This window comes from Streptosporangium carneum, assembly GCF_027922005.1.
GTDB lineage: Bacteria > Actinomycetota > Actinomycetes > Streptosporangiales > Streptosporangiaceae > Streptosporangium > Streptosporangium carneum.
This window is the reverse complement of record NZ_BSEV01000017.1, coordinates 73,145-97,704: the sequence shown is the minus strand read 5'-3', so window position 1 is coordinate 97,704 and position 24,560 is coordinate 73,145. Positions and strand designations below refer to the sequence as shown.

The window sequence follows — 24,560 nt, the reverse complement described above, 5'->3', positions numbered from 1 at the left end:
CCGCCGTACCCTCCGTCGTGCTCCCGCCGTACCCTCCCCGGCGGGAGCACGACGGGCGGGGCCCCCCACGACCGGCAGGACAGGCCAGGGCGCCCCGGTGATTCAGCGGATCCGCCTGGCCGCCCTGCCGGCCAGGTGCAGGAACGCGATCTCGCCCGCGTCGTCGCGCAGGAAGCGGCCGACGGCCTGCCGCGGGTCGCCGGCGATCGTCACGTCGTCGCAGCCCTCGACCAGCGCGAGCGGCATGTCGGGCATGCCCTCCACACCCGCGGCCACCAGTTCGGGGCGCAGCACGAACCGCGCCGTCAGGCCCTCGTCGACCTCGAAGGTCCACTGCCCGGCGTCGTAGCTGCCCGCGTACTCCGGCGTGGGTTCGCGCAGCGTCAGCCGTACGGCCTGCGGCTTGGCGTCGAGCAGGTGCTCCAGGCACCAGTCGGTCACCAGCTTGCCCAGCACCTTGCCGGGCGCGGAGTTGGTGAGCGTGGTGACGGCGAAGCCGCGCTCGGGCGCCAGCACGAACGTGGACAGCTGCAGGTTGCCGATGTTGCCGCCATGCGTGACCAGCCGCACGCCCGCCTGCTCCTCCAGCAGCCACGGCAGCCCGATGCCGGTCCACGGGACCCCTATCCGGACGTGTTCCCGCTGCATCAGCTCCCTGGTGGCGGCTCCGACCGGGGCCTCGCCGCCCGCGCCCAGGTGGAAGGCGGCGTAGCGAAGCTGGTCGCGCACCGACGACGCCAGGCCGCCCTCGGCCATGGCGTCGCGGAACAGCCCCCACGTGTGCACGACCTGCGGGCCTTCCTCCCGTACGGCGTGCCCGACGGCGTGCGGCCGCGTCACGGCCTCCCAGGGGAAGAAGAAGCTGGAGCTCATGCCCAGGGGGTCGAGCACGATGCGCCTGATCGCGTCCTCGTACGGTTCACCGCACACGGCCTCGACGACCCGGCCGAGCAGCCGGAACCCGGCGTTGTTGTAGGAGGCGAGCGTGCCGGGCGGGAAGAGCTGGGGCAGTTGGTCGTAGGCGTCGATCGAGGCGGCCAGCGCGCCGGTGTCCCAGCTCTCGCCGTCGTCGATGTCGCCGAGGAAACCGCCGGTGTGGGTGAGCAGGTGCCGGACGGTCAGCTCTTCCGCGGCCCGCTCGTCGGCGAGCCGGAAGCCGGGCAGATACCGCCGCACGCGCCCGTCCAGGTCGAGCCGGCCGTTCTCGAGGAGGTGCATGGCCGCCGTCGCCGTGACCGTCTTGGTGGTCGACCCGATCTGGAACAACGTGTCGCCCGTCACGGGGACCGGCGCGTCGACGCTGGTGACGCCGGTGGTGAGGACGTGCTCCGCGCCTTCGAAGAGCACGCCGACGGCGGCGCCGGGGACGTGGAGGGATTTCGCCTCGCTGTCGAGCAGGCTCTGCAGGTGGTTGAGGTCAGCCATTCGTTCATCCTGCTGAAAACGAGAGTGCCGGGCTTCGTCCGCCCCCACCATTTCCGCCGCGATGTTCGTCCAGGAGCCAGGGCGTCACAGGCTCGGCCCCGTCACCGGTCGGTGATCCAGCGGGCGGCGAGCAGGCCGGAGGCGGCGGTGAGCGCGGCGGCGGCGATGACGGTGGCCTCCAGGCCGAAGGCGTCGGCCAGGAGGCCGGCGATCAGGGCGCCGGCGGCATAGCCGATGTCGCGCCAGAACCGGTAGATGCCCAGTGCGCCTGCGCGCCAGGCGGGGTGGGCGTGGTCGGAGACCGAGGCGATCAGCGCAGGGTAGACCATGGCGGTGCCCAGGCCGAGCACGGCGGCCGAGGTGATCCCGGCCAGCAGGGGGCGCTCCAGCAGCACCAGGGCGAGGACGAACCCGGCGGCCTGCACCAGCATGCCGGACACGATGAGGGGTTTGCGGCCGATGCGGTCGGCCAGATGGCCGGTGGGGATCTGCCCGACGCCCCACAGGATCGGATACAGGCCCTTGATCAGGCCGACGGCGGCCAGGCCGAGGCCGTGGTCGGTGAACAGCAGCGGGAACACACCCCAGGTCAGGCCGTCGTTGAGGTTGTTGACCAGGCCGGCCTGGCTGGCGCCGCGCAGCGAGCGCTCGTGCCAGGAGGCGCGGGCGAAGGTGTGAGCCAGGCCGGTGTTCTCGCCGCCGGGCAGCGGCGCGGGGTGCTGGGCGAGTTCGAGGGCGACGTGGGCGGCGGTGTCGCGGACGATCAACGAGAGGATCAGTCCGGCGGCGACGAAGACGACGCCGATGAGCTCAGGAGCCGGGCGCAGCCCGTAGGCGGTGGCCAGATAGCCGGTCAGCAGCGCGGTGACGCCGACCGCGGTGTAGCCGGCGGCTTCGTTGAGCCCGGTCGCCAGCCCGCGGCGGGCCGGGCCGACCAGGTCGATCTTCATGTTGACGGTCATCGACCAGGTCAGGCCCTGGTTGAGGCCGAGCAGCAGATTCGCCGCGACGATCCACCACCACGAGGGCCCCCACGCCAGCATGAACGGCACCGGCGTGCCGATCAGCCATCCGGCGACCAGGAGCCGCCTGCGGGTGAAGCGGGCGGTCAGCGCGCCCGCGGCGAGGTTGGTCAGCGCTTTGGTCAGGCCGAAGGCGATGATGAAGGAGAACACCGCCAGGTCGCTGGTCAGGCCGAACACCTCGGTGCCGAGCAGCGGCACGGTGGTGCGCTCCAGCCCGACCAGGCCACCGACGCAGATGTTGACGATGACGAGCAGGGCGAACTGCAGCCGGTTCTCGGCCAGGCCGAGCCGCACCGGTGGGATGGTGACGGTGCTCACCGGTCACCGCCGTCGGCGGCCTCGAGCCGCATGCCGTGAGCGGCGGCGTACTCGGCCGGGCCGCCGTCGAGGACGCTCACGCCGGTGTGTCCGGCGCGTTCCAGCAGGCTCGCGGCCGTCATGGCCCGCTCGCCGTGCCCGCAGGCCACCACCGCTCCGGCCGGGGCGTCGGCGGCGTGCTCGGCCAGATCGCCGAGTTCGAGGTGCAGTGCTCCGGGTACGTGCCCGGCGGCGTACTCGGCTTCCTGCCGCACGTCGAGGTACGGGCCGTCCGGGGCCTGGCCGGCGGTGACGAACGCCGTGGTGGCCTCGGCTCCGCCCGCGGCCCGCCAGGCGGGCATGCCGCCGGCCAGGTGCCCGGCCAGCCGCTCATAGCCGATCTTGTACGCCTGCCAGACGACCTCCTCCGCGTTCTGGCCGTCACCGACCACGAAGGCCAGGGGGACGGTGTCGGGCAGCAGCCAGCCCAGCCAGGTGGCGAACTGCTCGCGCAGCCGGATGGACAGCGCGCCGGGGATGTGCCCGGCGGCGAACGCGGCCGCGGGGCGGACGTCGACGACCTGGCCGCCGTCGGCGAGCAGCGCCCGGACGCGCTCGGCCTCCAGGGCGGGCAGCGCTGGGGGGCGGGTCAGGACGGCGGGGCCGCACCGGTTGCGCTCGCTCAGCCGGGCGAAGTAGGCGGGACAGGAGCCCAGGCTCGCCACCAGCCGGCGGACGAAGGTGTCCTCGTCCGGCGCGGCCAGCAGCGCGTTGGTCTGCTTCTGGGCGCCGATGGTGGTGGTGCGCTCGGTACCGGGCGGGGCCGAGCAGAACGAGCCCGCGCCATGGGTGGGCCACACCGTGGTCTCCTGCGGCAGGGCGGCCAGCCGGCGCAGGGACCGGTACTGGGCGCGGGCCAGTTCCTCGGTACGCTCGGTGCCGAGCAGGTCGGTGCGGGCGGCGGAGTTCACGATCAGCGACCCGCCGGTGAACACCCCCATCTCGCGGTCGCCGTCCAGCAGCAGGAACGACAGGTGCTCATCGGTGTGGCCGGGCGTGGCCAGCGCGCGCAGCCTCAGCCCGCCCAGATCGACCTCGTCGCCGTCGGCCAGGCCGCGGTGCGGGAACACCCGGTGCCCGGCGGCCGAGGCCAGCACGGTGGCGCCGAATTCGTGGCCGAGCTGGACGGCGCCGGACAGGAAGTCGGCGTGCAGGTGCGTGTCGGCCGCCCACGCGACCGTCAGGCCGCGCCGCCGGGTGGCGGCGTACAGGGCGCGCAGGTCACGGCTGGCGTCCACGGCCAGCGCGCGGCCGCCGCCCGCGTCGACGAGATAGGCGCTGTTGCCCAGCCCCTCGTCGACCAGCGGGATCAGATGGTCGTCAGCGAACCCCACGGCAGTCCTTTCAGATCCGTGCGAGATGGGCCGAGAGAGCGTGTGAGCATGCCCCTCATCTTCATTTACAATATTCCATGGATTTATGGAGGATGCCATGGCGGAGGTCCCCACGCGCCCCAAGGCGCAGCTGTACGACGCGTTCGCGGTCAGCGGCAAGGCGCTGGCCAGCGGCAAGCGGCTGGAATTGCTCGAGCTGCTGGCCCAGGGGGAGCGGACCGTCGACGCCCTGGCCAAGGCCGCCGGGCTGAACCTGACGACCGCGTCGGCGCATCTGCAGACGCTCAAGCAAGCCGGGTTCGTCGCGATCCGGCGCGAGGGGGTGCGCGTCCACTACCGGCTTGCCGGCGACGACGTCGCCCTGCTGTTCGCGCTGCTGCGCAAGGTGGCCGAGAACCACCAGGCCGCCGTGCCCGCCGCCCGCGACGCCTACCTCGGCGATGACGGCACCACCGAGGTCACCCGTGAGGAGCTGAGCGCCCGCCTGCGGGCAGGCGACGTCGTGGTGCTCGATGTCCGCCCGGTGGAGGAGTATCTGGCCGGGCACATCCCCGGCGCGGTCGGCATCCCGGTGGGGGAGCTGGCCGACCGGATCAACGAGCTGCCCGAAGACTGCGAGATCATCGTGTACTGCCGCGGTGAGTACTGTGTGCTGGCCTACGACGCGGTCCGCCTGCTGGCCGGCCGCGGACGGCGCGCGATCCGCCTCAGCGACGGCATGCTCGAATGGCGCCTGGCCGGTTTCCCGGTGGCCGCATGACCAGCCTCGGCGACGTGTCCGGCGACCAGCCGGCATCCACTGCGTCTGCGGCGGAGGTGGTGCTGGACGGCGGCGACGCGCGCTGCGTGCTGCTGCTCATCCGGCTGGCCCGCCTCGTCGCCGGGCTGGAGGCGGGCAGCGTGGTGCGGGTGATCACCGCCGACCCGGCCGCGCCGCTGGATCTGCCCGCCTGGTGCCACCTGACCGGCCATCTCTACCTCGGCCCGGTGCCCGGCCGTGACCGGCCGACCTACGCGCTGCAGGTCAGCGGCAAGGCCCGCCCCGTGAACCCGAGCGCGCCCTGGCGCCCAGGCAGCTGAGAGCCATCACCTGAGAGCCATCGTCTGAGAGCCGGCGACAGCGTCGGCGCGGCCGGACTCTGGTGGCAGAGCCGCATCGCCCCGGGCGCGGACTGCCTGACGGCCATCCTCACCGAGGCGCCCACCCCGCGGAATGGCCGCGGCGGCGTTCAAGCGTTGTCGCCGGTCAGCTGGCCGGCACGCCGCCGCAGGTCGGCGGCGAACTCCTCGGCCCGGCTCAGCTGGGTGCGCAGCGCCTCGCAGCGCTCGTGGGCAGCCCGCTCGAAGCGGCCCAGCCGCGCCAGCAACCGCTCGCGCTCGGCCGCCTCCGGGGCCGCCGCGCCGCCCGCGTCGAGCCGGTCGGTGACGGCCAGCAGCTCGCCCATCTCCTCCAGGGTGAAGCCCAGCGGCTTCATCCGGCGGATCACCATCAGCCGCGCCACGTCGGCTTCGGTGTACAGGCGAAAGCCGCCCTGGCTGCGCGCCGAGGGCCGCACCAGGCCGACCTCGTCGTAGTGCCGGATGGTCCGCAGCGACAGCTCGGTCCGCGCCGCCACCTGCCCGATGTGCATGTGATCTCCGCCGCCTCCTGCCGGAGCCGGAACTTCACCCCGGGTGGCGGAAGGTGCCGACACGTCCATCTTCTGCACGACCTCACTGCTCAGCTGGTAGGGCGGCGCGGGTGACCGTACCGACCCCGCCAGATCTCTACCCTAACGTTAAGGTAGAGTTGCCGACGGCCGGGCCACGCTAGGGCGTTCCGGCACAGACCGGATATACCGCAGTTCTGCCCTCCGGCCCACGACACGCACCGGCGCCGGGCCGAGCGCCGCCCCCGTCACAGAAGGAACATCGACGCGCGCATGCCTTTGATCATCACCGCCTGCTGCCCGCCGTGACCTGTCCGCGGCGGCGCCGCCGATGTCGTCGTCGCCCGGCCCGCCACCCTCTTCGATTTGCGCGCCGCGATCCTGCCCCTGCGGCCTCCGCCCGGCCGCTTCTTCCCTGCAGCCGCCTGTCCCGGTCGGCGGCACGCCGCCCGCCGCCCCCCGTGAGGGGCCGCTCCCTGTTGAAGGACGCCTGTTGTCTAGCTCGTCTGTGCCCGCCCGTCCATCCTCGTCCCTGGCCGCTCGCCTGCGGCCCGGCCGCCCCGAATGGCTGAAGCCCTCGGTGGCCCGCACCGAGATCTTGTCGGGCCTGGTCGTCGCCCTTGCCCTGATCCCTGAGGCGATCTCGTTCTCCATCATCGCCGGGGTCGACCCCAGCATCGGGTTGTTCGCCTCCTTCACCATGGCCGTCGTCATCGCCGTCGTCGGCGGCCGTCCCGCCATGATCTCCGCCGCCACCGGCGCCATCGCCCTGGTCGTCGCCCCGCTGGCGCGTGAGCACGGCCTGGGCTACCTGGTCGCCACCGTCATTCTCGGCGGCCTCATCCAGATCCTGCTCGGCGCGCTCGGCGTGGCCCGGCTGATGCGTTTCGTCCCGCGCAGCGTGATGGTCGGCTTTGTCAACGCCCTGGCCATCTTGATCTTCATGGCGCAGGTGCCCGAACTCATCGGCGTGCCCTGGATCGTCTACCCCCTGGTCGGCGGCGCGCTGGCACTGATGATCGTGCTGCCTCGCCTCACCAAGGTGATCCCGGCGCCGCTGGTCTCCATCGCCGCACTCACCGCGTTGACCGTCGGCGCCCACCTGGCCGTGCCCACCGTCGGCGACCGCGGCGCCCTGCCGTCGGCGCTGCCCGTCCCCGGCCTGCCCGACGTGCCTTTCACCCTGGACACGCTCACGCTCATCGCTCCGTACGCGGTCGGGTTCGCCCTGGTCGGGCTCATGGAGTCGCTGATGACCGCCAAACTGGTCGACGGCCTCACCGACACGCACTCCTCCAAAACCCGTGAGTCCATCGGGCAGGGCGTCGCCAACATCGTCACCGGCCTGTTCGGCGGCATGGGCGGCTGCGCCATGATCGGCCAGACCATGATCAACGTGAAGAACGGCGCGCGCACCCGCCTGTCCACCTTCACCGCCGGCGTCCTGCTCATGGTCTTGTGCATCGTCTTCGGCCCGCTGGTCTCCCGGATACCGATGGCCGCCCTGGTCGCCGTCATGATCCTGGTCTCCTTCTCCACCTTCGACTGGCACTCCATCGCCCCGGCCACCCTCAAGCGCATGCCCGCAGGCGAGATCGGCGTCATGGCCGTCACCGTCGCCGTCGTGGTCGCCACCCACAACCTGGCCATCGGCGTCGTCGTCGGCTCCCTGACCGGCCTGGTCATCTTCGCCCGCCGGGTGGCGCACCTGGCCGAGGTCTCCGCCGTCGTCGACCCCGACGGCGGCCAGGTCGTCTACGCCGTGACCGGTGAGCTGTTCTTCGCCTCCAGCAACGACCTCATCACCCAGTTCGACTACGCCACCGACCCCGACGACGTGGTCATCGACCTGACCGACGCCCACATCTGGGACGCCTCCTCCGTCGCCGCCCTGGACGCCGTCGAGGCCAAGTACGCCGCCCGCGGCAAGACCGTGCGCATCGTCGGGCTGAACCAGCCCAGCGCCCGCATGCACGGCGCGTTGTCCGGGGAACTGTCCGGCGGCCACTGACGCGCCGACCGACCGCCGAAGCGCGGGCCGCCACAGTCAGGACGTCATATCCGGCTGTGGCGGCCGATGCTTCGCTGTGTACCTGGAGACCGATGGGCGGCCGCACCCGACCACGGCGCCACAAAGAGCCCCGCCGAGGCGTAAGCCGCAGAAAACGATCCTCGGCCGCCTACTCTGCGGTTCGCCGTGGCTTCGGGAGTTCCAGGCCAAGACGCGCGGCGCCGAGGAGCCGTGCGACCGTCACCGCGGTGCACGCGATCGCAGCTGTCACCAGCCACATCATGAACGTCGGGTAGAGGTAGACGACCTGGATCCACATGATGTCGCCGCCTCGGGAGAGCAGGCGGAAGACGGGGACGATCGACGCGCACAGGACGAGCGGTGTCAAAAAGGGCAGCAGTCGCCAGCGCTGCCATCCCGTACGGCGAGCCGCCCACCTCCGGGAGCGAGCCACGCCGCGTCCGGCCAGTCCGACGGTCGCCAGGGTCAGCAGCGTGAACAGAAGGTCGGTGACGAGGTAGGGCGTCGAGGAGGGGATCGTGGGAGCGTCTCCCTCGATCAGGGCGACCAGGCCGTCCATGAGGGCGTCGGCGTCGGCGAAGGCCATGCCGGTGTTGGCCATCACCGCGACGCCGTAACCCGATCGCGGCATCAGCAGTTGCCCGGCCGTGGAGGTGAAGAGGTCGCCGTCGTGCCGGACGACGGGGGTGCCGCGCTCTGTCCGGCCGATCACCCAGCCAAGGGCGTAGGCGTCGTTCTGCCGGGACGGGGTGCGCATCTCCCTGACGCCGCGCGGGGAGAGGATGTCGTTGTTCTGCGCGATCAGCCAATGGGCCATGTCCCCGGCGGTGCTGAGAACTCCGCCCGAGCCGTTGCCGAACCCGGTGGGTTCCGGCACGGCGACGGTCTGTCCGAGGACGTACAGATGGCCGCGGGCGCTGCCGGGCAGGTCGCGGTCGGTGTCGATCGTCGTGCTGTTGCGCATGCCGAGCGGCGCGAACACCCGCGCGCGGAGGTAAGCGGCGAACGGCCGGCCGTCGACGACTTCGACGAGTCGCGCGGCGACCTGGTAGTTGGTGTTGTGGTAACTGAAAGCGGTTCCCGGTTCGGCGGCGAGCTTCGCCGTCCTGAGGCGTGCCACCGCGCCCTGGAGCGTGCCGGGCTGGGGCAGGCTCTTCTCGTGGAAGGCCGAGTCGGCCATGCCGGATGTGTGGTTGAGCAGCTGCCGGACGGTGATCCTCGTCGCTCTGGGATCCGCCATGGTGAACTCCGGGAGGTACTCGTGCACCGGCTTGTCGAGGTCGACTCTGCTCTCCTCCACCAGTTGCATGACGGCGAGGGAGGTGAAGGACTTGCTGACCGACGCGACGGCCATGGGGGTGTCCGCGGTCACGGGGTCGCCGGACGCCGTCCGGCCGTACCCGGCCGCGTGGACGATCCGTTTCCCCCTGGTGATCGTGACCGCGGCTCCGGGCAGCCCCGTGGCCTGCAGGTATCGCGCGACGAACGCGTCCACCGCCGCGGGGGTGACGTCGTGCGGGGGGACATGCGGGGGGACATGCGGGGGGACATGGCCGGACGGCGTTGCGAGGGCGAGGAGGATCGCGGCGAGAGTGTTCCTGAGCATCCGTCGACGCTAGTGACGAGCCTCTTCACGGACCATTGCGAGATCCCTCCGTGTTCCTTACGGAAAACCGCCATGCCCGCCGTTCCACGATCTGTGACAGATCGTGGACGCGGTTTCGCCGTCGGAGCCGTCTCCGCCGCTGTCCGGCGTCGGCCGATGTGATCAGGCGGCCGGGACGAGAGGAACCGTGCGAGGCGATCGTCGAACGGCCGTCCCCGCCCGGCCGGTCATGGAGCGCACCCCGACCGGCCGTCCCGGGCCTCTGATCACAGGAACGCGCCGACGAGGGCGGCGAACTCCTCCGGGGAGGTGACGGGCACGCCCAGGGTCTCGGCCTTGGTGCGCTTGGAGCCCGCCTTCTCTCCCGCGACCAGCAGTGACGTCTTGGCCGACACACTGGAGGACGCCTTGCCGCCCGCCCGCTCGATCAGCTCGTTCATCTGGTTGCGCGACAGCTCCTGCAGAGGGCCGTTCATCGCGCCGGTCACCACGACCGTCATTCCGGCCAGCGGCGGCGCGGGAGCCTCGTGGTTCTCTTCTCCGCTCGCCGCCTCGCCCACCGCGGCGGGCGTGACGCCGGGCTCGACCATCGAGACCCCGGCCCTGACGAGTTTGTCGATGAGGTCGCTCAGCTCGGCCAGCTCGGCGACCACGACGGGGGCCTTCTCCGGCCCGATGCCCTCCACCACCTGGATCGCCTCGGCGTCGGCCGCGCGGATCGCCTCCATGGTGCCGAAGTGCCGGGCGATGCGGCGGCTCATGGACCGTCCGGTGCCGCGCACGCCCAGCGCGCAGAACACCCGGCTCAGCGGCTGGCTCTTGGCGCGCTCGAAGGCGGCCAGCAGGTTGTCGGTGGACACCTCGCCCATCCGCTCCAGGCTCAGCACCTGGTCGCGGGTGAGGAAGAACAGGTCGGCGAAGTCGGAGATCAGCCCGGCCTCCAGCATCTGCTGGATGCGGGTTTCGGCCAGGCCCGCGATGTCGAGCTGGTCACGCCCTGCCGCGTAGCCGATCGAGGCGATCGCCCGGCACGCCCGGCCGCGCACGCATCGCCACCGCTCCTGGGTGGTGTCGATCGCGTCGCCGCAGGTCGGGCAGACCTGGGGGAAGTCGATCGGTCGTTCGGTCCCGGTGCGCAGGTGCACGACGGGCGCCTCGACCCGGGGGATCACGTCACCGGCCTTGTAGACGGTGACAGAGTCGCCCAGCATGAGGCCGCGGCGGGTGATGTCGGCGACGTTGTGCAGGGTGGCGTAGGTGACGACGCTGCCGTCCAGCTCGACCGGCTCGAGCACCGCGCGGGGGGCGATGACGCCGGTGCGGCCGGTGTTCCATTCCACGGCGAGCAGTTTGGTGATCTTCTCGGTGGCGGGCAGCTTGTAGGCGACCGCCCAGCGCGGGGCACGCGAGCTGAACCCGGCCTGGGTCTGGTCGGCCGCGGAGTCGGCCTTGACGACGATGCCGTCGATGCCGAACGGCAGCTGCGCGCGGGCGGCGGTGATCTGCTCCACCCGCTTCCGCACCTGGTCCAGTGTGTCGGCGACGACGCCCGCGACCGGCGTGGCCGCGGTCGTCTGCACTCCCTGACCGGCGACCCACTCCATGATCTGGCTGTGCGGGAGCTCGCGCAGCCGCGTGGCGAACGCGGAGGCGTCGTCGGGCGGGAAGGGGAGCGCGCCGTACCCGAAGAAGGTCAGCTCGCACACGTAGGGGCGGTCCTGGGCGCGCAGCGTGCCCGCGGCGGCGCTGCGCGGGTTGGCGAACGTGCTGCCGTCGTGCGCCATCCGCTTGGCGCACGCCTGCTCGAACTGGGCGGTGGTCATCATCACCTCACCGCGCAACTCCACGGTCAGCGGCTCGGCCAGCCGGTCGGGCAGCCCGACGATCGTGCCGATGGCGTGCGAGACGTCCTCACCGGCGGTCCCGTCTCCACGGGTGACCAACTGGACCAGACGGCCGCCGCGGTAGCGGGCGGAGATCGCCAGCCCGTCCAGCTTGGGCTCCACGCTCCAGGCGGCGACCGGGCGGCCGAGCCTGCGCTCCAGCGAGGCCGCCCAGTCGGCCAGCTGCTCGGCCCCGAACACGTTGTCCAGCGAGAGCATGGGCACGGTGTGCGGGACGTCGCCGACCACGGCGCCACCGGCCACCTTGCCGGTGGGGGAGGCCGCCAGCACCTGCTCGGGATGATCCCGCTCGTAGGCCGCGATGCCGCGCACCAGCCGGTCGTAGGCGTCGTCGTCAAGCGGGGAGGCGCCGTCGCCGTAGTAGGCCGCGCAGGCGTCCACGGCGAGTTGCACCGCCTCGGCGTAGGCGGTCTCGTCGGCCAAGAGGGCAATGGGGGGTGCTTCGCTCATGAACCCATCATGTCGATCGCCACCGACAGTTTCGGCGCGCGAACAGCGGACTGAGCTGGAGGAACCATCCCCTCGGACGGACGGCGGAGGTGATCGTGGACGCCTCCGGCGGGACCGGTGGCGTCATCTCTCCCCGAAGGCCGGGGAGTCGCCGCGGACCGACTGCCAGACGCGTTCGGGGAGCAGGCGCGCCGCGACCGTCAAGTCGACGTCGGGTGCTCCGGCGAGCCAGCGGCGGGAGGTCTCCGCCACGGGACCGATGACGAGCATCTCGGTGAGAGGGTCGGGCAGGGCGATGACGTGCCCTGCCTCCACGTGGGGACGGAGCCACTCGGCGATCCGGCGCATCCTGGGCGCCTTCGCCTCCGCGACGCGCTCCGCGTGGGCCGGCAGGAAGTCGGCATAGGACGAGGCATGGATGAAGTGCGCCGCCGGCCGGTTGTCCTGGGCGAACCGTAAGTACGCCTCGACGAGGGCCCGTACGCCGGCGCGGGCCGTCCTGGAACGCTCGAGCGCGGCGACGAGCGTGTCGAGCAGTTCGGACATGCAGTGGGCGTAGAGGGCCGCGGTGAGTCCGCCGAGACTGCCGAAGTGGTGGTAGAGGCTGCCGCTGCTGACGCCGGTCTCGGCGATCAACGCGGTCATGGTCAGGCCGCTGAGACCCTCGGCCGCGTAGAGATCGAGGGCCGCCGCCAGCACCCTGTCGGCGGTCGCCGCGCCCCGCCGCTGCTTAGGCGACATCGTGCCGGGCCGGTGGCGGGGTCCGCTCGAGGCCGGTGAGCTCCAGAGCCTGCGTCCAGAGTCGCTCCGCGAGCGCGGCGTCGGCGGCGACCGGGGCCAGCGGCTGCTCGGCCTCGATGTGGAAGTAACGGCCACTCCGCCCAGCCGTCTCCTCGGCCAGCGCGAGCCTGGCGACAGGCCGAGCCCCTGTCTGCGGGCTCTTCCACAGCAGTTTCACCGCCTTGAGCAGGTGACCCAGGAGGCCGTCACGGTCTCCCAGCCCGGTGCGGATCACTCCGGGGTGAACGGCGTTGACGGTCACTCCGGCGTCTTTCCAGCGTTCGGCGAACCGTGGCACCAGCAGCAGGTTGCACAGCTTGGTGTCGGCGTAGGTCCGCACCGGGTGGAAGTCCAGGCCGGTGGGGGTGCGCTCCGGATCGGCCTGGCCCTTGACGTACAGCCCGGCACTGACCTGCACGACTCGTGCCCCGGAAGCGGTCAGCAACGGCTCCAGCTCGTGGTTGAGCAGGAACGGGGCGAGATGGTTGACGACGAAGGACTGTTCCAGCCCGTCCTCGCCCAGCACCCGCAGGCTCGGCCACAGACCGGCGTTGTGGATCAGCACATCGATGCGCGGACAGGCCTCCGCGAGCGCTCCGGCGGTCGCGCGCACCTCTCGGACGCTGGACAGGTCGCCGACGACCAGACGCGCGCGGGCCGCACCGGTCCCGGCGAGCGACGCCCGCGCGGCCTCGCCTCGCTCTCTGTCACGTGCGACCAGCACCACGTCGCACCCGGCTTGGAGCAACCGTGCGGCGACGGCGTGTCCGATGCCGCGGTTGCCGCCTGTCACCACGGCCGTCCGGGCGGGGAGCGGGTGGCGTGTCTCCGCGTTCTCCATGGCCGGGAGTCTAAAGGATTCTAGAGAATCTCTCTAGAATCCTTCTCTGGATTCCGGGACGGCAAGAAGCCGACGGGGCGTCACGGCTCGCCCGGGTGCGCGAACCCACGCTCGCGGCCGGTCCTCACGACAGGCCGGCCCGACGCTCCTCCGGAGTCCTTGCCTCTCTGGTGTACTTCATACAATATATTGTTTATGGATTGGGAGAACCCGGTTACCTCCGCGCGGGACGTGGCGTACGCGTATCTCCGCGCCGGGCTCGTGGAGGGTCGTCTGCGCCCAGGCGAGATCCTCGACGACGCCACCATCGCTCAGGAGATCTCCGTGAGCCGGACCCCGGTCCGGGAGGCGCTCATTCAGCTGGAGCGTGAAGGCATGGTGACCAGCCCGCCACGTCGCAGGCCGAAGGCCGCCGAGGCCCGGCCCGACGACCTGGCACTGATCATCGCTCCGCTCGGGGTGCTCCAGGAGCTGGCGGCCCAGCTGGCGGCGCCGCGCGCGACCGACGACGACGTGGCCGCCATGCGCGGGCACAACGACGAGCTCCTGCAGGCGGTCCAGGACGGCGACATCGGCAGGGCGCATCTCGCGGACACGGCCTTTCACCGCGTGCTGGTGAACAGGGCGGGCAACAGGTTCCTCACGTCCTCCATCGACTCGCTGGAGACGCACACCAGCCGCGTCGTGTCGCTGTACTTCCACAACCGCGGACCCGACGGGCAGTCCGCCCGCGAGCACGCCGAGATCATCCAGGCCGTTCTCGACCGCGACGCGAGCGCGGCGGCCAGGGCCACGCGCGGCAACTACCTGCGGGGGCTCAGCCTGGCGGGGGAGAGCGCATGAGCGCCCGCCCGGTGGCCGGCGTGAGCCGGCTGCCAGGCCGCGTCCTCGTCACCGGAGCCGCGGGCACCATGGGCACGTCGCTTCGAGGAACGCTCCTTCGCAGGATCGCCCGCGTCCGCCTCTCCGACATCCGCCCTGTCGGCCCGACGGAACCGCACGAGGAGTTCGTCCACGCCGACCTCACCGATCTCGGCCAGGTCAGGGCCGTCGTCCGCGGCACGGACGCGGTCATTCACCTCGGCGGCATCCCCGACGAGACCGGTTTCGACGCCCTCAAGGGCCCCAACCTCGAAGGCGTCTACAACGTGTTCGAGGCCTGCAGGCTCGAGCAGGTGCCGCGGGTCGTCAACACCAGCTCCAACCGCATCACCGGGTTCCACCCCGTGGACCGGACGCTCGACGGACTGGAGGCCGTACGGCCAGACGGCCTGTACGGCGCGGCCAAGGCCTTCGGGGAGGCGCTCGCGAGCCTGTACGCCGACCGGTTCGGCCTCGACGTCGTCTCGGTGCGGATCGGCTCCTTCGAGGAGCGGCCCTCGGAGCCGCGCCACCTGCACACCTGGCTGAGCCCTTCCGACGCGGCCAGGCTCTACGAGGCGTGCCTCGCGGCTCCGGCCGGGATCGGTCACGTCACGATCTACGGGGTTTCACGTAACACGCGCTCGTGGTGGTCGCAGAACGCGGCCGCGAGCGCGCTCGGATACGAGCCGAGGGACGACGCGGAGGAGTTCGCGGACCGGCTCCAGCCGTACTCCGAGCCCTGCCAGGGGGGCCGGTACACGCACTACGAGTACGGAGGCTGGGCCGCCAGACCGGACGCCCACCGTACTCCTTGATCGAACCGGCGTGTCACGCTCTCGCGGCCCGTCCCGGGCCGCAAGGTCCTCGGCTTCTCTCGCGGTGAGGTCCCGACCGCCCTCCGGGCCCGTGACCGGTCGTCCGTCCAGATCCTCGACGAGGGCGGCGGAGCCTGGACCTGCCACGCCTCCGGAGAGCGCGGACGGCGGCCGTTGAACGTGACGTTGTCGACACTCGTGACAGTCGACTGGGCGATCTCACCGGTACCGAAGCCGTCGCCACTCTGTGATCCAGGCATACTGCCACTGAATCATCACACGGGAGACGCAAACGTATGAACACGCCACCATCGCTCTCTGGAGTGGAACGGACCGACGGATCATCAGTCCAGATCGGTGCTCTCGTTCCGCTGACTCGGCCTGGCTGGGTCGAGGCGGGCCGGCACCTGCTCGCCGGACTCGAACTGGCCGTTCGCGACGTCAATGACACCGGCGGGATCGCCGGAAGACCACTCGAACTGGTGGTCCGAGACACCGCGGCCGATCCGCAGAGGGCCGCGGCGGCCGTGGACGAACTGGCGCGTCTGGGCGTGGCCGCCCTGGCGGGGGAGTATCACAGCGTCGTCGCTCGCGCCGCCGCCACCAGGGCCGACGCCCTCGGCCTGCCGTTCCTGTGCTCGTCGGCGGTTCTCGACGCGCTCACCGAGCAGCCGACGGACTGGGTCGCGCGCCTGGCTCCGGCGCAGTCCCACGGCTGGCGGATCTACGCGGACTTCCTCCTGGGCGCGGGCCACAGGCGAATCGCGGTGGCGGCCGAGCCGAGTGTCTACTGGGCGTCCGGGGCGCGCGTTCTGCGGGATCACCTCGCTTCACGCGGCGGCACCGTCGTCGAACTCGACATGCGCGCGCTCGCCCCTGCGGCCGTGTGCGACGAACTCGTCGGCAATCGCGCGACCGCCCTGCTGCTCCTGGTCGGTCACCCGGAGCCGGCGGTGTCGATCGTCAAGTCCGTCCGCCGTGACCAGCGCCTGGCCGAGGTCATGATCGGTGCTCCGGCCGGGCAGCCGGAGTTCGCCGAGTGGGCGAGGTCGCTGGGCGACGACGGCGCCGCGATCCCGTTCCTGCGCTACCTGCCCGAGCGTCTCGGCCCGCTCGGTGCGCGAGTCGAGACGGCTCTGCGCGAGCGGCTGGCCGAGGCGCCCTCCTTCGTCGCCTTCGAGGGCTATGACACGGTGGCCGTCCTTGCCGATGTGCTGCGTTCTCACGGCGCGGACCGGGCGCGCATCGCCGAAGCCTGGCCGCACGTCGTGGTCGCGGGCACCCGCGGGCGGATCCGGTTCTCCCGTGTGCCAGGCATCGGTGTTCGGCAATGGGCCTGGCCGCCGATCCAGGTCGTTGATCGAGATCCGGCGGAACCCGATCGCTTTCGGGTCCTTCACGCCGGCTGAGAGCACGGACGGTCACCGTCTTCTCCCGGAATCGGCCGTTCATGAGAGCGAATGCGCGTGTGGAGCGGCCACGCCGAGCTCGGCGAACTCGGCGTCAGTCGTCGACGGCCTGGTAGAGCGTGGTCCAGAAGTCGTGGATGAGCCGCGGCGAATCCGGAGTGGACATTCCGACCTGGGTGAGCAGGATTCCGGTGAGCTGGTTGTCGGGGTCGGCGTAGACGGTGGTGCCGGTGCCGCCGTCCCAGCCGAACTGGCCGATGGGCGCGCAGTCGCCGCGGTAGGTGCGCACCGCCGTCCCGAAACCCCAGCCGCCGTGCTGCCCTTGGCCGACCGGGATATGGGCGATGTTCCTGTACATGGCGTTTCGGGCGGCTTGCTGCTCAGGCGTGAGGCGGTTGGTGGTCATCAGCCGGACGGCGGGCCGGGACAGGATCCGTTGGCCGTCGTGCGTCCCGTGGTTCAGCAGCATCCGGAAGTAGGCGTGGTAGTCGTCGACGGTGGAGACCAGTCCGACGCCGCTGCCCGGTACGGACTGGTCAACCACCATCGAGAAGACCAGGAGCCGTCCATCGCCCGGTTGAACGCGCTGGTCGAGGCGAACCTGCACGCGGCCGGCATCGACATCCCGCGACAGTGACGGCCGCCCGGCAGGCCCGGTCCTGTGGCGGGACGCCCGCCTTGTCCCGCCACCCCTAGAGTCGGCGGCGGCCGGGCGGCGTGCCGGGACGGCGGAGGTTCCGGCGGCGATCAGGTCTGCTGCGGTGCCGAGTCAGCGGCCGTGTCAGCACGGCGACGGCCCCATATCAGGGCGGCCGGCGATGGTGGACGCCATGAACAGTTCAGCGATTGCGGCGCTCGCGGTTCCCAAGCGCGCCCCAGGTATTCACTGTTGCTAAGTACTGGTAGTCAGTGTTACTTTGTACTGGTAGTCAGCGTCACTGAGTAGCTGAAGAGGGTGTTCATGGGCAAGCAGGTGACGGAGATGCTCAAGGGAACGCTGGAGGGCATCGTCCTGGCGATCCTGTCCGGCCGGCCCGCGTACGGCTACGAGATCACGGCGTGGCTGCGCGAGCAGGGCTTCTCCGACATCGCCGAGGGCACCGTCTACGCGCTGCTCGTCAGGATCGAGCAGCGCGGCCTCGTCGACGTGGAGAAGGTCCCGTCCGAGAAGGGGCCGCCGCGCAAGGTGTACTCCCTGAACGCTCAGGGGCGGGAGTACCTCGAAGAGTTCTGGAGGACCTGGAGCTTCCTTGCCGAGAGGCTCGAACAGCTCCGCGAAGGAGGTAAGCACACATGACCCCAGGGTCGAACGAGCCGAAGAGTCGCTACCTGCAGTACCTGGAGGTGGTCACCGGGTCGCTCGAGGAGAAGCGGCGCTACCGGCAGTACAAGGCGCGCATCAAGCGGCTTCCCGAGAACTATCGCACGGCGGTCGAAGCGCTGGAGCGTTACCTGATGCACTTCGGACCTGCGGACGGCGCCGGCGCGATGTCGATGTACGAGGACCTGGCCGATCTGTTCGAACAGAGCGCGGCGGACGGCACCCCGATCCGCGACATCTTCGGGGAAGACCCCGTGGAGTTCGTCGAGGCGTTCATGGCCAACTACCCGGTCGGGCAGTACAGAGCCCGGGAGCGGAACCGCTTCACCAGCGCCATCGAGCGCGCCGCCGGCGAAGACACCGGAAGACAGGACAGGACGGTCTGATGACGGCACAGCAAGCTCCGGCGATCCATGTGCGGGGCCTGGAGAAGTCGTACAGGGAACTGCGGGTACTGCGCGGCGTGGACTTCACCGTGGCGCGGGGCAGCATCTTCGCCCTGCTCGGCTCGAACGGGGCGGGCAAGACCACGGCCGTGAAGATCCTGTCCACGCTGCTCAAAGCAGATGCGGGCACTGCCCGCATCAACGGCTTCGACGTCGCCACGCAGGCCGTGGACGTGCGGGAGTCCATCAGCCTCACCGGGCAGTTCGCCGCCGTCGACGAGATCCTCAGCGGGCGGGAGAACCTCGTGCTGGTCGCCCGGCTGCGACACCTCAAGAATCCCGGCATGATCGCCGATGACCTGCTCGAGCGTTTCTCGCTGACCGACGCGGCAGCGCGGAAGGTGTCGACGTACTCGGGGGGCATGCGCCGCCGCCTCGACATCGCGATGAGCCTGGTCGGGAACCCGTCGGTCATCTTCCTCGACGAGCCGACGACCGGGCTCGACCCCCAGGCGCGCATCGAGGTGTGGCAGGCCGTCAGAGAACTCGCCGCCCAGGGTACGACGGTGCTGCTCACGACCCAGTATCTGGACGAGGCCGAACAACTCGCCGACCGGATCGCGATCCTGCACGAGGGCCGGATCATCGTGAACGGCACCCTCACCGAGCTCAAGCAGCTGCTCCCGCCCGCCAAGGTCGAATACGTCGAAAAACAGCCGACCCTGGAGGACGTCTTCCTCGCGCTCGTCGGCGCCGACGGCAAGAAGGCGACGCCGGCCATGGCCGCGACGTCGGCACGGACGAGTAAGGAACAACGATGACCAAGCACTTCTTCGGCGACACCGCCGTTCTGCTGGGCCGATCCCTGCGCCACATCAGCCGCAGCCCGGACACCATCATCACGACCGCGGTCATGCCGATCGCCATGATGCTGATGTTCGTCTACGTGTTCGGCGGCGCGATCAACACGGGGGTGGATTCGTATGTGAACTACCTGCTGCCCGGCATCCTGCTCATCACGGTCGCCTCGGGCATCGCCTACACCGCATTCCGGCTGTTCACGGATATGAAGAGCGGCATCTTCGAGCGATTCCAGTCCATGCCGACCGCACGGTCGTCGGTGTTGTGGGCGCACGTGCTGACCTCGCTGGTCGCCAATCTGATCTCGCTCGCGGTCGTCGTGCTCGTCGCCCTGCTCATGGGCTTCCGCTCGGGGGCGGGAGTGCTTTCGTGGCTCGCGGTCGCCGGCATCCTGATCCTGTTCACCCTGGCGCTGACGTGGCTCGCCGTCATCCCCGGTCTGTCCGCGAAGTCCGTGGAAGGCGCGAGCGCGTTCTCCTACCCGCTCATCTTCCTGCCGTTCCTCAGCTCGGCCTTCGTGCCCACCGCCACCATGCCCGGCCCGCTGCGCGTCTTCGCCGAGCATCAGCCGGTGACGTCCATCGTCAACGCCCTCCGCGACCTGTTCACCCAGCAGCCGGTCGGCGCCGACATCTGGATCGCCCTCGCCTGGTGTGTCGGCCTCCTCGTCGTCGCCTACGTCTTCGCCATGAACACCTACCGCCGCAAGATCTCCTAGACCGTATCGATCGAGTCTGCCCGGTTTCAGATCAGCGTGGGGGAGAGGCGGATCGCATGCCGCCGACATCGACCTCGCCGCCGTTCATTTCGACGCACACCTCATGTGAGCCCGGCGTCATGGCGACAATTTCCACTGGATACCGGGAAACGCCCTTCGGGCAGGCAGGCAGTCATTCTCCGATGCGGCGCGGCTTTCAAGCCCCGCAAAAAACGTACTATCGCGAGACAAGGAAAGGTCATGACCGAATCCCTCCACACCGTCACGACGATGCCGGCCGCGCGTCAGCCCGGCTGCCCCTTCGATCCGCCGGCGGAGCTGATCGACGCCCGTGAACACGGCCCGATCAGTCGCTTCACCTTCCCCGACGGACACCAGGGCCGGCTGATCACCGGCTACGACCTGGTCCGGTCGGTCCTGGCCGACTCGCGGTTCAGCTCCCGCAAGGAGCTCATGCGCCACCACCCGCTGATCGACTACGGCGACATCGAGGTCCCCCCGGCGTCGCCCGGCGAGTTCCTTCTCATGGACGAGCCGCAGCACAGCCGCTACCGCAAACCGCTGGTGGGAAAGTTCACCGTCCGGCGGATGCGACAGCTCACCGAGCGCGTCGAGCAGATCACCGCCGAGCACCTGGACGCCATGGAGAAGGCCGGTCCGCCGACCGACCTGGTGACCGCCTTCGCCAAGCCCATCCCCGCCGTCGTCATCTGCGAGCTGCTGGGCGTGCCGTACGAGGAGCGGGGCTCCTTCCAGGAGCAGATCGACTCCTTGCTCAGCGGGGAGGCGAGCGACGAGGAGCAGATCGCGGCCTACACCGCGGTCCAGCACTACCTCGCCGAACTGGTGGCCGCCAAACGCGCCAACCCCACCGACGACGTGCTCAGCGATCTGACCGACAGCGACCTGACCGACGAGGAGTTGCAGGGGATGGCCCTGATCCTGCTGGCGGCCGGGTTCGACACCACCGCCAACATGCTGGCGCTGGGCACCTTCGCGCTGCTGCGCAACCCCGCGCAACTGGCCGCGCTGCGCGCCGACCCCGCGCTCACCGACCAGGCCGTCGAAGAGCTGCTGCGCTATCTGAGCGTCGCCAAGCAGTTCCACAGGGTCGCACTGGAGGACGTCGAGCTGGGCGGCCACACCGTCGAGGCCGGCACGACGGTCATCCTGTCCTACAACACCGCCAACCGCGACCCCGAGCGCTTCAGCGACCCCCACTTGCTCGACCTGCGCAGGCGGGACGGCGGGCACCTGGCCTTCGGCCACGGCATCCACCAGTGCCTGGGCCAGCAGCTGGCCCGCGTCGAGATGCGGGTCGCCTTTCCCGCGCTGGTCAACCGCTTCCCCACGCTGCGCCTGGCCGTACCGGCCGAAGGGGTCGCTCTGCGTCTGGAGACCGCGGACATCTACGGGGTGAAGAGCCTGCCGGTCACCTGGGACGCGTGACCGCCGGTCCGGCCTGCTGCACCCGCGCCTCATCCGACGCCCTCGCCCGCCGGTCCTGACCGCGGCCATGGGCACGCTCGAGAAGCAGGCTCCGACCACCCGGGCGCGGCGCGAGGTGTCGTGGTTCGGGGGAGCGCTCCGAACCGGGAGGCGGGGTGGGCGGCGCTCCGACGCCGTTCGGTGTGACATCCCCTCGGGGTGAGGCCGAGCACCCCGCTTGAACGGCGGTTATTGATCTACATTGTAAAGGGCCTCGGCGGGTTTCAAGATCATTTAATATGGACTAAAGACCCAACATCCGGCGCCAAGCGCCCAGGGCTTGCGCGGTTCAAAGGTTGTCGACCCGTGCGCGGCCTGCGGAGGTTCCCTTGGTCGCAGTCTGTCGTCGATGCCTCATCGCGGATTCTCCCGCGCCGGCCGGGGGGCAGGCGACGGGTCTCCGCGGAGATCGTGGGTCGTGATCCGGTATCCCACGCCGGGTGTCGTGGTGATGACCGGGGGATCGCCGAGTTTGCGGCGCAGGCGGCCGATGGTGACCGTGACGGTGTTGGTCAGGGGGTTGGCGTGTTCGTCCCACACTTGTTCGAGCAGGTCCTCGGCGCTGAGGAAGGCTGGGGTGGCGCGTAGGAGGGCTTCGAGCAGGGCGAACTCCTTGACTGACAGGTCCAGGTGGCGGCCGTCGCGGGTGGCGGTACGGCGTAGCGGGTCGAGCTCGACGCCGGCCGCGCGCAGTCTGCGGGGCCGGGCGGTCGGCTGGCGGCGGGCCAGGGCGCGGATGCGCAGTATCAGCTCGGGGAAGTGGAAGGGCTTGGCCAGGTAGTCGTCGGCTCCCAGGGTCAGGCCGGTGACTCGGTCGACGGGTGAGCCGGCGGCGGTCAGCATGAGGACCATGACGCGGTCGTCGTGTTCGGTGATCATCTGGCAGAGGGTGTCGCCGTGGATGCCGGGCAGGTCGCGGTCGAGGAGCACCACGTCGTAGGTGTTGAGGCCGAGTTTGGCGGCGGCCTCCAGGCCGTCGTAGGCCACGTCCACGGCCATGCCTTGATCGCTCAGGCCTTCGACGAGTACGTCGGCGAGGGAGCGTGCGTCTTCGACCACGAGCACTCTCATGCCGCGGTCTCCGTCGGCACGGCTGCCGCCGGTAGGGAGACGGCGACGCGGAGGCCGCCTTCTGTTCGGGCGTGTAGGTCGAGGGTGCCGCCGTGTGCGGCGGCGATGGCTGCGACGATCGAGAGGCCGAGTCCGGAGCCGTTGTCGGAGTGGGTGCGGTCGGCGCTGAGTCGTTGGAAGGGCTGGGCCAGGGGGGTGACTTGTTCTTGGTCGAGGATGCGTCCGCCGGTCTCGATGACGAGCTGGGCCGTTGTGGCGTCGGTGGTGGTGGCGAGGCGGATCCAGCCGCCGTGGTGGTTGTGGGTGATGGCGTTGTCGATGACGTTGTCGATCATGCGGGTGAGGAGTGTCCTGTTTCCTTGTGTCCACGCGCTGTCGTCGGTGGTGCCTGCCGGGTCGGCGGAGAGGTCGACGGTGAGGTGGTGAGCGGTGATGTCGGTGGCTCGGGAGTGCAGGGCGGTGTTCGCCAGTTGGCGGAGTGAGAGTGTCGTGCGGTCGGTCAGGGCGCCGTGCTGGGTGCGGGCGAGGGTGAGGAAGCCTTCGAGTAGCCGGTCGATCTGGTCGAGTTCGGTGCGGAGCCGGTCGGCCAGCGCGGCGGTCTGCGCCGGTATGGGTTCCGGTTTGGCCAGGGCGACGTCCAGGGACGCGCGCATGGTGGCCAGTGGGGTGCGGAGCTCGTGGGAGGCGTTGGCGACGAAGCGGCGTTGGGCGTCGAATGAGTTCTCCAGTCGTTCCAGCAGTTCGTCGATGGTGTCGGCGAGGTTTTTGACCTCGTCGGCGGGGCCTTGGGCGGCCAGTCGTTCGTGCAGGTTGTCGGCGGAGATCCGGCGGGTGGCCGCGGTGATCGTCCGTAGCGGGCGTAGTACCCGGCCGGCGATGATCCGGCCCAGGACGACCGACACCACGCTCATGATCATCAGTGCCACCGCTGAGCCGATCAGGAGTTGGCGGGACTGGGCCGTGTGGGTGTCCGACAGTTGGGTTTGGAGCCAGGCGATGCGATCGGTGGCGGCGGTGAGCGTGGTCGGTTCCGTTGGCGGGGTGCCGGGAGGTGCGGACTGACTGGTCCGTGTTCCTCCGAGTCCGACGAGGTTGGTGATGGCCAGCAGTCCGATGCCGGACAGCAGGAACATGGCGCCGTAGAGGAGGGTGAAGCGCATTCGTACGGTGTGTGCTGGTCGTCGCCGCTTTCGCATGCGTTCCAGGATGCCGTGCCGGACCTAACAGCGGTGTGACGGTCTCTGTTCGGCCCGTGTTAGGGCTGGGTTCGTACAACTGGTCGCATGCAGGCAATCATTGAAGTCGCCGGGTTGCGTAAACGGTTCGGTCGGACTTTGGCGCTGGACGGTATGTCGTTCACTGTGCCGCCCGGTCAGGTCACCGGGTTCGTCGGGCCCAACGGTGCGGGCAAGTCCACCACGATGCGGGTGATCCTCGGGTTGGACGGGGCTGACGAGGGTCACGCGTTGATCGGCGGGCAGCCGTACACCAGTCTGCGTAATCCTCTTACTCACGTCGGTGCGTTGCTTGACGCCGGTGCGTTTCAGCCGGGCCGTACTGCGCGGAATCACCTGTTGTGGCTGGCTCGCTCTCAGGGCTTGGGCGGTGGGCGGGTCGACGAGGTGCTGCGGCAGGTCGGGATGGGGTCCGTGTCTCGGCGCAGGGTGGGTGGTTTCTCGCTGGGCATGCGGCAGCGGCTTGGTATCGCGGTCGCGTTGCTCGGGGATCCGCCGGTGCTCATGTTGGACGAGCCGGTCAACGGCTTGGATCCCGAGGGTGTCGTGTGGATGCGCGGTTTCCTGCGGTCGCTGGCGGGTGAGGGGCGGGCCGTGTTGGTGTCCAGTCATCTGATGAGTGAGTTGGAGGGCACCGCCGACCGTCTCGTGGTGGTGGGCAGGGGGCGTGTCATCGCTGACGCCGGTGTGGCGGACTTGATCGCGACCGCCTCCCGCGGCCGGGTCGTGGTGCGGACGGCGGCGTGCTCGGAGGCGGTGTCGGTGCTGGGTCGTGCCGGCGCGACGATGGTGGTGACCGATCGTGACACGGTCGTCGTCTCTGGGTTGCCGTCCGAGCGCGTCGTGGCGGTGCTCAACGCCGGTGGGCTGCCTTTCTCCGAGGTGGCGGCGCATCGGGTGACGTTGGAGCAGGCCTACATGGATCTGACCGCCGATGTGGTCGAGTATCGGGGAGCGGCGGGGTGAGCGTCCTTTCGCGCTGTTCGGAA

At 70.4% G+C, this 24,560-nt stretch carries 23 protein-coding genes; 12 read left to right on the top strand and 11 right to left on the bottom strand.

The annotated features are described in order from the left end of the window. Positions 1–102 precede the first annotated feature (102 nt). From PKF00_RS29410 to PKF00_RS29400, 3 genes are all read right to left on the bottom strand, one after another. On the bottom strand, positions 103–1,425 hold the full coding sequence (locus tag PKF00_RS29410; RefSeq protein WP_271220916.1) for a serine hydrolase domain-containing protein: 1,323 nt from the start codon (positions 1,423–1,425) through the stop codon (positions 103–105). 101 nt (positions 1,426–1,526) lie between these two features. Then, complete coding sequence (locus tag PKF00_RS29405; RefSeq protein WP_271220915.1) at positions 1,527–2,768, bottom strand: MFS transporter; 1,242 nt, start codon at positions 2,766–2,768, stop codon at positions 1,527–1,529. Then, a complete protein-coding gene (locus PKF00_RS29400) occupies positions 2,765–4,141 on the bottom strand; it encodes an MBL fold metallo-hydrolase (protein WP_271220914.1) in 1,377 nt (458 codons plus the stop codon). The genes PKF00_RS29405 and PKF00_RS29400 overlap by 4 nt, the downstream gene beginning before the upstream one ends. A gap of 97 nt (positions 4,142–4,238) precedes the next feature. On the opposite strand from PKF00_RS29400, the gene PKF00_RS29395 reads away from it, so the two are divergent. Next, a complete protein-coding gene (locus tag PKF00_RS29395) occupies positions 4,239–4,901 on the top strand; it encodes an ArsR/SmtB family transcription factor (RefSeq protein WP_271220913.1) in 663 nt (220 codons plus the stop codon). Beyond that, complete coding sequence (locus tag PKF00_RS29390; RefSeq protein ID WP_271220912.1) at positions 4,868–5,221, top strand: sulfurtransferase TusA family protein; 354 nt, start codon at positions 4,868–4,870, stop codon at positions 5,219–5,221. The genes PKF00_RS29395 and PKF00_RS29390 overlap by 34 nt, the downstream gene beginning before the upstream one ends. A 149-nt stretch (positions 5,222–5,370) precedes the next feature. Here the strand turns inward: PKF00_RS29390 and PKF00_RS29385 are convergent, their stop codons facing one another. Beyond that, positions 5,371–5,772, bottom strand: coding sequence for a MerR family transcriptional regulator (locus PKF00_RS29385; RefSeq protein ID WP_271220911.1), 402 nt, complete (start codon positions 5,770–5,772; stop codon positions 5,371–5,373). A 511-nt stretch (positions 5,773–6,283) separates the two neighbouring features. Here PKF00_RS29385 and PKF00_RS29380 point away from each other — a divergent pair. Beyond that, positions 6,284–7,801 carry a SulP family inorganic anion transporter gene (locus PKF00_RS29380; RefSeq protein WP_425582224.1) on the top strand — a complete coding sequence of 506 codons (1,518 nt, stop codon included), beginning with the start codon at positions 6,284–6,286 and terminating at the stop codon, positions 7,799–7,801. Positions 7,802–7,970: 169 nt separating this feature from the next. On the opposite strand, the gene PKF00_RS29375 is transcribed toward PKF00_RS29380, so the two are convergent. From PKF00_RS29375 to PKF00_RS29360, 4 genes are all read right to left on the bottom strand, one after another. Continuing rightward, a complete protein-coding gene (locus PKF00_RS29375; RefSeq protein WP_271220910.1) occupies positions 7,971–9,428 on the bottom strand; it encodes a serine hydrolase domain-containing protein in 1,458 nt (485 codons plus the stop codon). A 266-nt stretch (positions 9,429–9,694) separates the two neighbouring features. After that, a complete protein-coding gene (ligA, locus tag PKF00_RS29370; RefSeq protein ID WP_271220909.1) occupies positions 9,695–11,782 on the bottom strand; it encodes an NAD-dependent DNA ligase LigA in 2,088 nt (695 codons plus the stop codon). Between the two features lie 123 nt (positions 11,783–11,905). Beyond that, on the bottom strand, positions 11,906–12,523 hold the full coding sequence (locus PKF00_RS29365; protein WP_271220908.1) for a TetR/AcrR family transcriptional regulator: 618 nt from the start codon (positions 12,521–12,523) through the stop codon (positions 11,906–11,908). Then, on the bottom strand, positions 12,513–13,403 hold the full coding sequence (locus PKF00_RS29360) for an SDR family NAD(P)-dependent oxidoreductase (protein WP_271220907.1): 891 nt from the start codon (positions 13,401–13,403) through the stop codon (positions 12,513–12,515). The genes PKF00_RS29365 and PKF00_RS29360 overlap by 11 nt, the downstream gene beginning before the upstream one ends. A gap of 195 nt (positions 13,404–13,598) precedes the next feature. Between PKF00_RS29360 and PKF00_RS29355 the strand changes: the two genes are divergently transcribed. The 3 genes from PKF00_RS29355 to PKF00_RS29345 all read left to right on the top strand — a co-directional run bounded on the left by PKF00_RS29355 (position 13,599) and on the right by PKF00_RS29345 (position 16,491). Then, the gene (locus PKF00_RS29355) at positions 13,599–14,246 is read left to right on the top strand and encodes a GntR family transcriptional regulator (RefSeq protein ID WP_271220906.1); all 648 of its coding nucleotides are present in this window, start codon (positions 13,599–13,601) and stop codon (positions 14,244–14,246) included. Beyond that, the gene (locus PKF00_RS29350) at positions 14,243–15,082 is read left to right on the top strand and encodes an NAD-dependent epimerase/dehydratase family protein (RefSeq protein WP_271220905.1); all 840 of its coding nucleotides are present in this window, start codon (positions 14,243–14,245) and stop codon (positions 15,080–15,082) included. Before PKF00_RS29355 ends, PKF00_RS29350 begins: the two co-directional genes overlap by 4 nt. A 323-nt stretch (positions 15,083–15,405) precedes the next feature. After that, entirely contained in the window at positions 15,406–16,491 is a 1,086-nt protein-coding gene (locus tag PKF00_RS29345) for an ABC transporter substrate-binding protein (protein WP_271220904.1), read from the top strand. A gap of 94 nt (positions 16,492–16,585) precedes the next feature. Here PKF00_RS29345 and PKF00_RS29340 read toward each other — a convergent pair whose 3' ends face one another. Further along, a complete protein-coding gene (locus PKF00_RS29340; protein WP_438827863.1) occupies positions 16,586–17,125 on the bottom strand; it encodes a serine hydrolase in 540 nt (179 codons plus the stop codon). A 327-nt stretch (positions 17,126–17,452) separates the two neighbouring features. Here PKF00_RS29340 and PKF00_RS29335 point away from each other — a divergent pair, with 327 nt between their 5' ends. From PKF00_RS29335 to PKF00_RS29315, 5 genes are all read left to right on the top strand, one after another. Beyond that, the gene (locus PKF00_RS29335) at positions 17,453–17,788 is read left to right on the top strand and encodes a PadR family transcriptional regulator (RefSeq protein ID WP_271220902.1); all 336 of its coding nucleotides are present in this window, start codon (positions 17,453–17,455) and stop codon (positions 17,786–17,788) included. Continuing rightward, a complete protein-coding gene (locus PKF00_RS29330; RefSeq protein WP_271220901.1) occupies positions 17,785–18,198 on the top strand; it encodes a DUF1048 domain-containing protein in 414 nt (137 codons plus the stop codon). Before PKF00_RS29335 ends, PKF00_RS29330 begins: the two co-directional genes overlap by 4 nt. Beyond that, the gene (locus PKF00_RS29325; RefSeq protein WP_271220900.1) at positions 18,198–19,019 is read left to right on the top strand and encodes an ABC transporter ATP-binding protein; all 822 of its coding nucleotides are present in this window, start codon (positions 18,198–18,200) and stop codon (positions 19,017–19,019) included. Before PKF00_RS29330 ends, PKF00_RS29325 begins: the two co-directional genes overlap by 1 nt. Further along, positions 19,016–19,777, top strand: a complete 762-nt coding sequence (locus PKF00_RS29320) for an ABC transporter permease (RefSeq protein WP_271220899.1) — start codon at positions 19,016–19,018, stop codon at positions 19,775–19,777. The genes PKF00_RS29325 and PKF00_RS29320 overlap by 4 nt, the downstream gene beginning before the upstream one ends. Positions 19,778–20,017: 240 nt before the next feature. Further along, entirely contained in the window at positions 20,018–21,226 is a 1,209-nt protein-coding gene (locus PKF00_RS29315; protein ID WP_271220898.1) for a cytochrome P450, read from the top strand. A 393-nt stretch (positions 21,227–21,619) separates the two neighbouring features. Here the strand turns inward: PKF00_RS29315 and PKF00_RS29310 are convergent, their stop codons facing one another. After that, positions 21,620–22,336 (bottom strand): response regulator transcription factor, encoded by a 717-nt coding sequence (locus PKF00_RS29310; RefSeq protein ID WP_271220897.1) that lies wholly within the window; start codon positions 22,334–22,336, stop codon positions 21,620–21,622. Next, positions 22,333–23,496: a sensor histidine kinase gene (locus PKF00_RS29305; RefSeq protein WP_271220896.1), complete on the bottom strand. Its 1,164-nt coding sequence runs from the start codon at positions 23,494–23,496 to the stop codon at positions 22,333–22,335. The genes PKF00_RS29310 and PKF00_RS29305 overlap by 4 nt, the downstream gene beginning before the upstream one ends. A gap of 123 nt (positions 23,497–23,619) precedes the next feature. Here PKF00_RS29305 and PKF00_RS29300 point away from each other — a divergent pair, with 123 nt between their 5' ends. After that, complete coding sequence (locus PKF00_RS29300) at positions 23,620–24,537, top strand: ATP-binding cassette domain-containing protein (RefSeq protein WP_271220895.1); 918 nt, start codon at positions 23,620–23,622, stop codon at positions 24,535–24,537. The last annotated feature ends 23 nt before the right edge of the window (positions 24,538–24,560 follow it).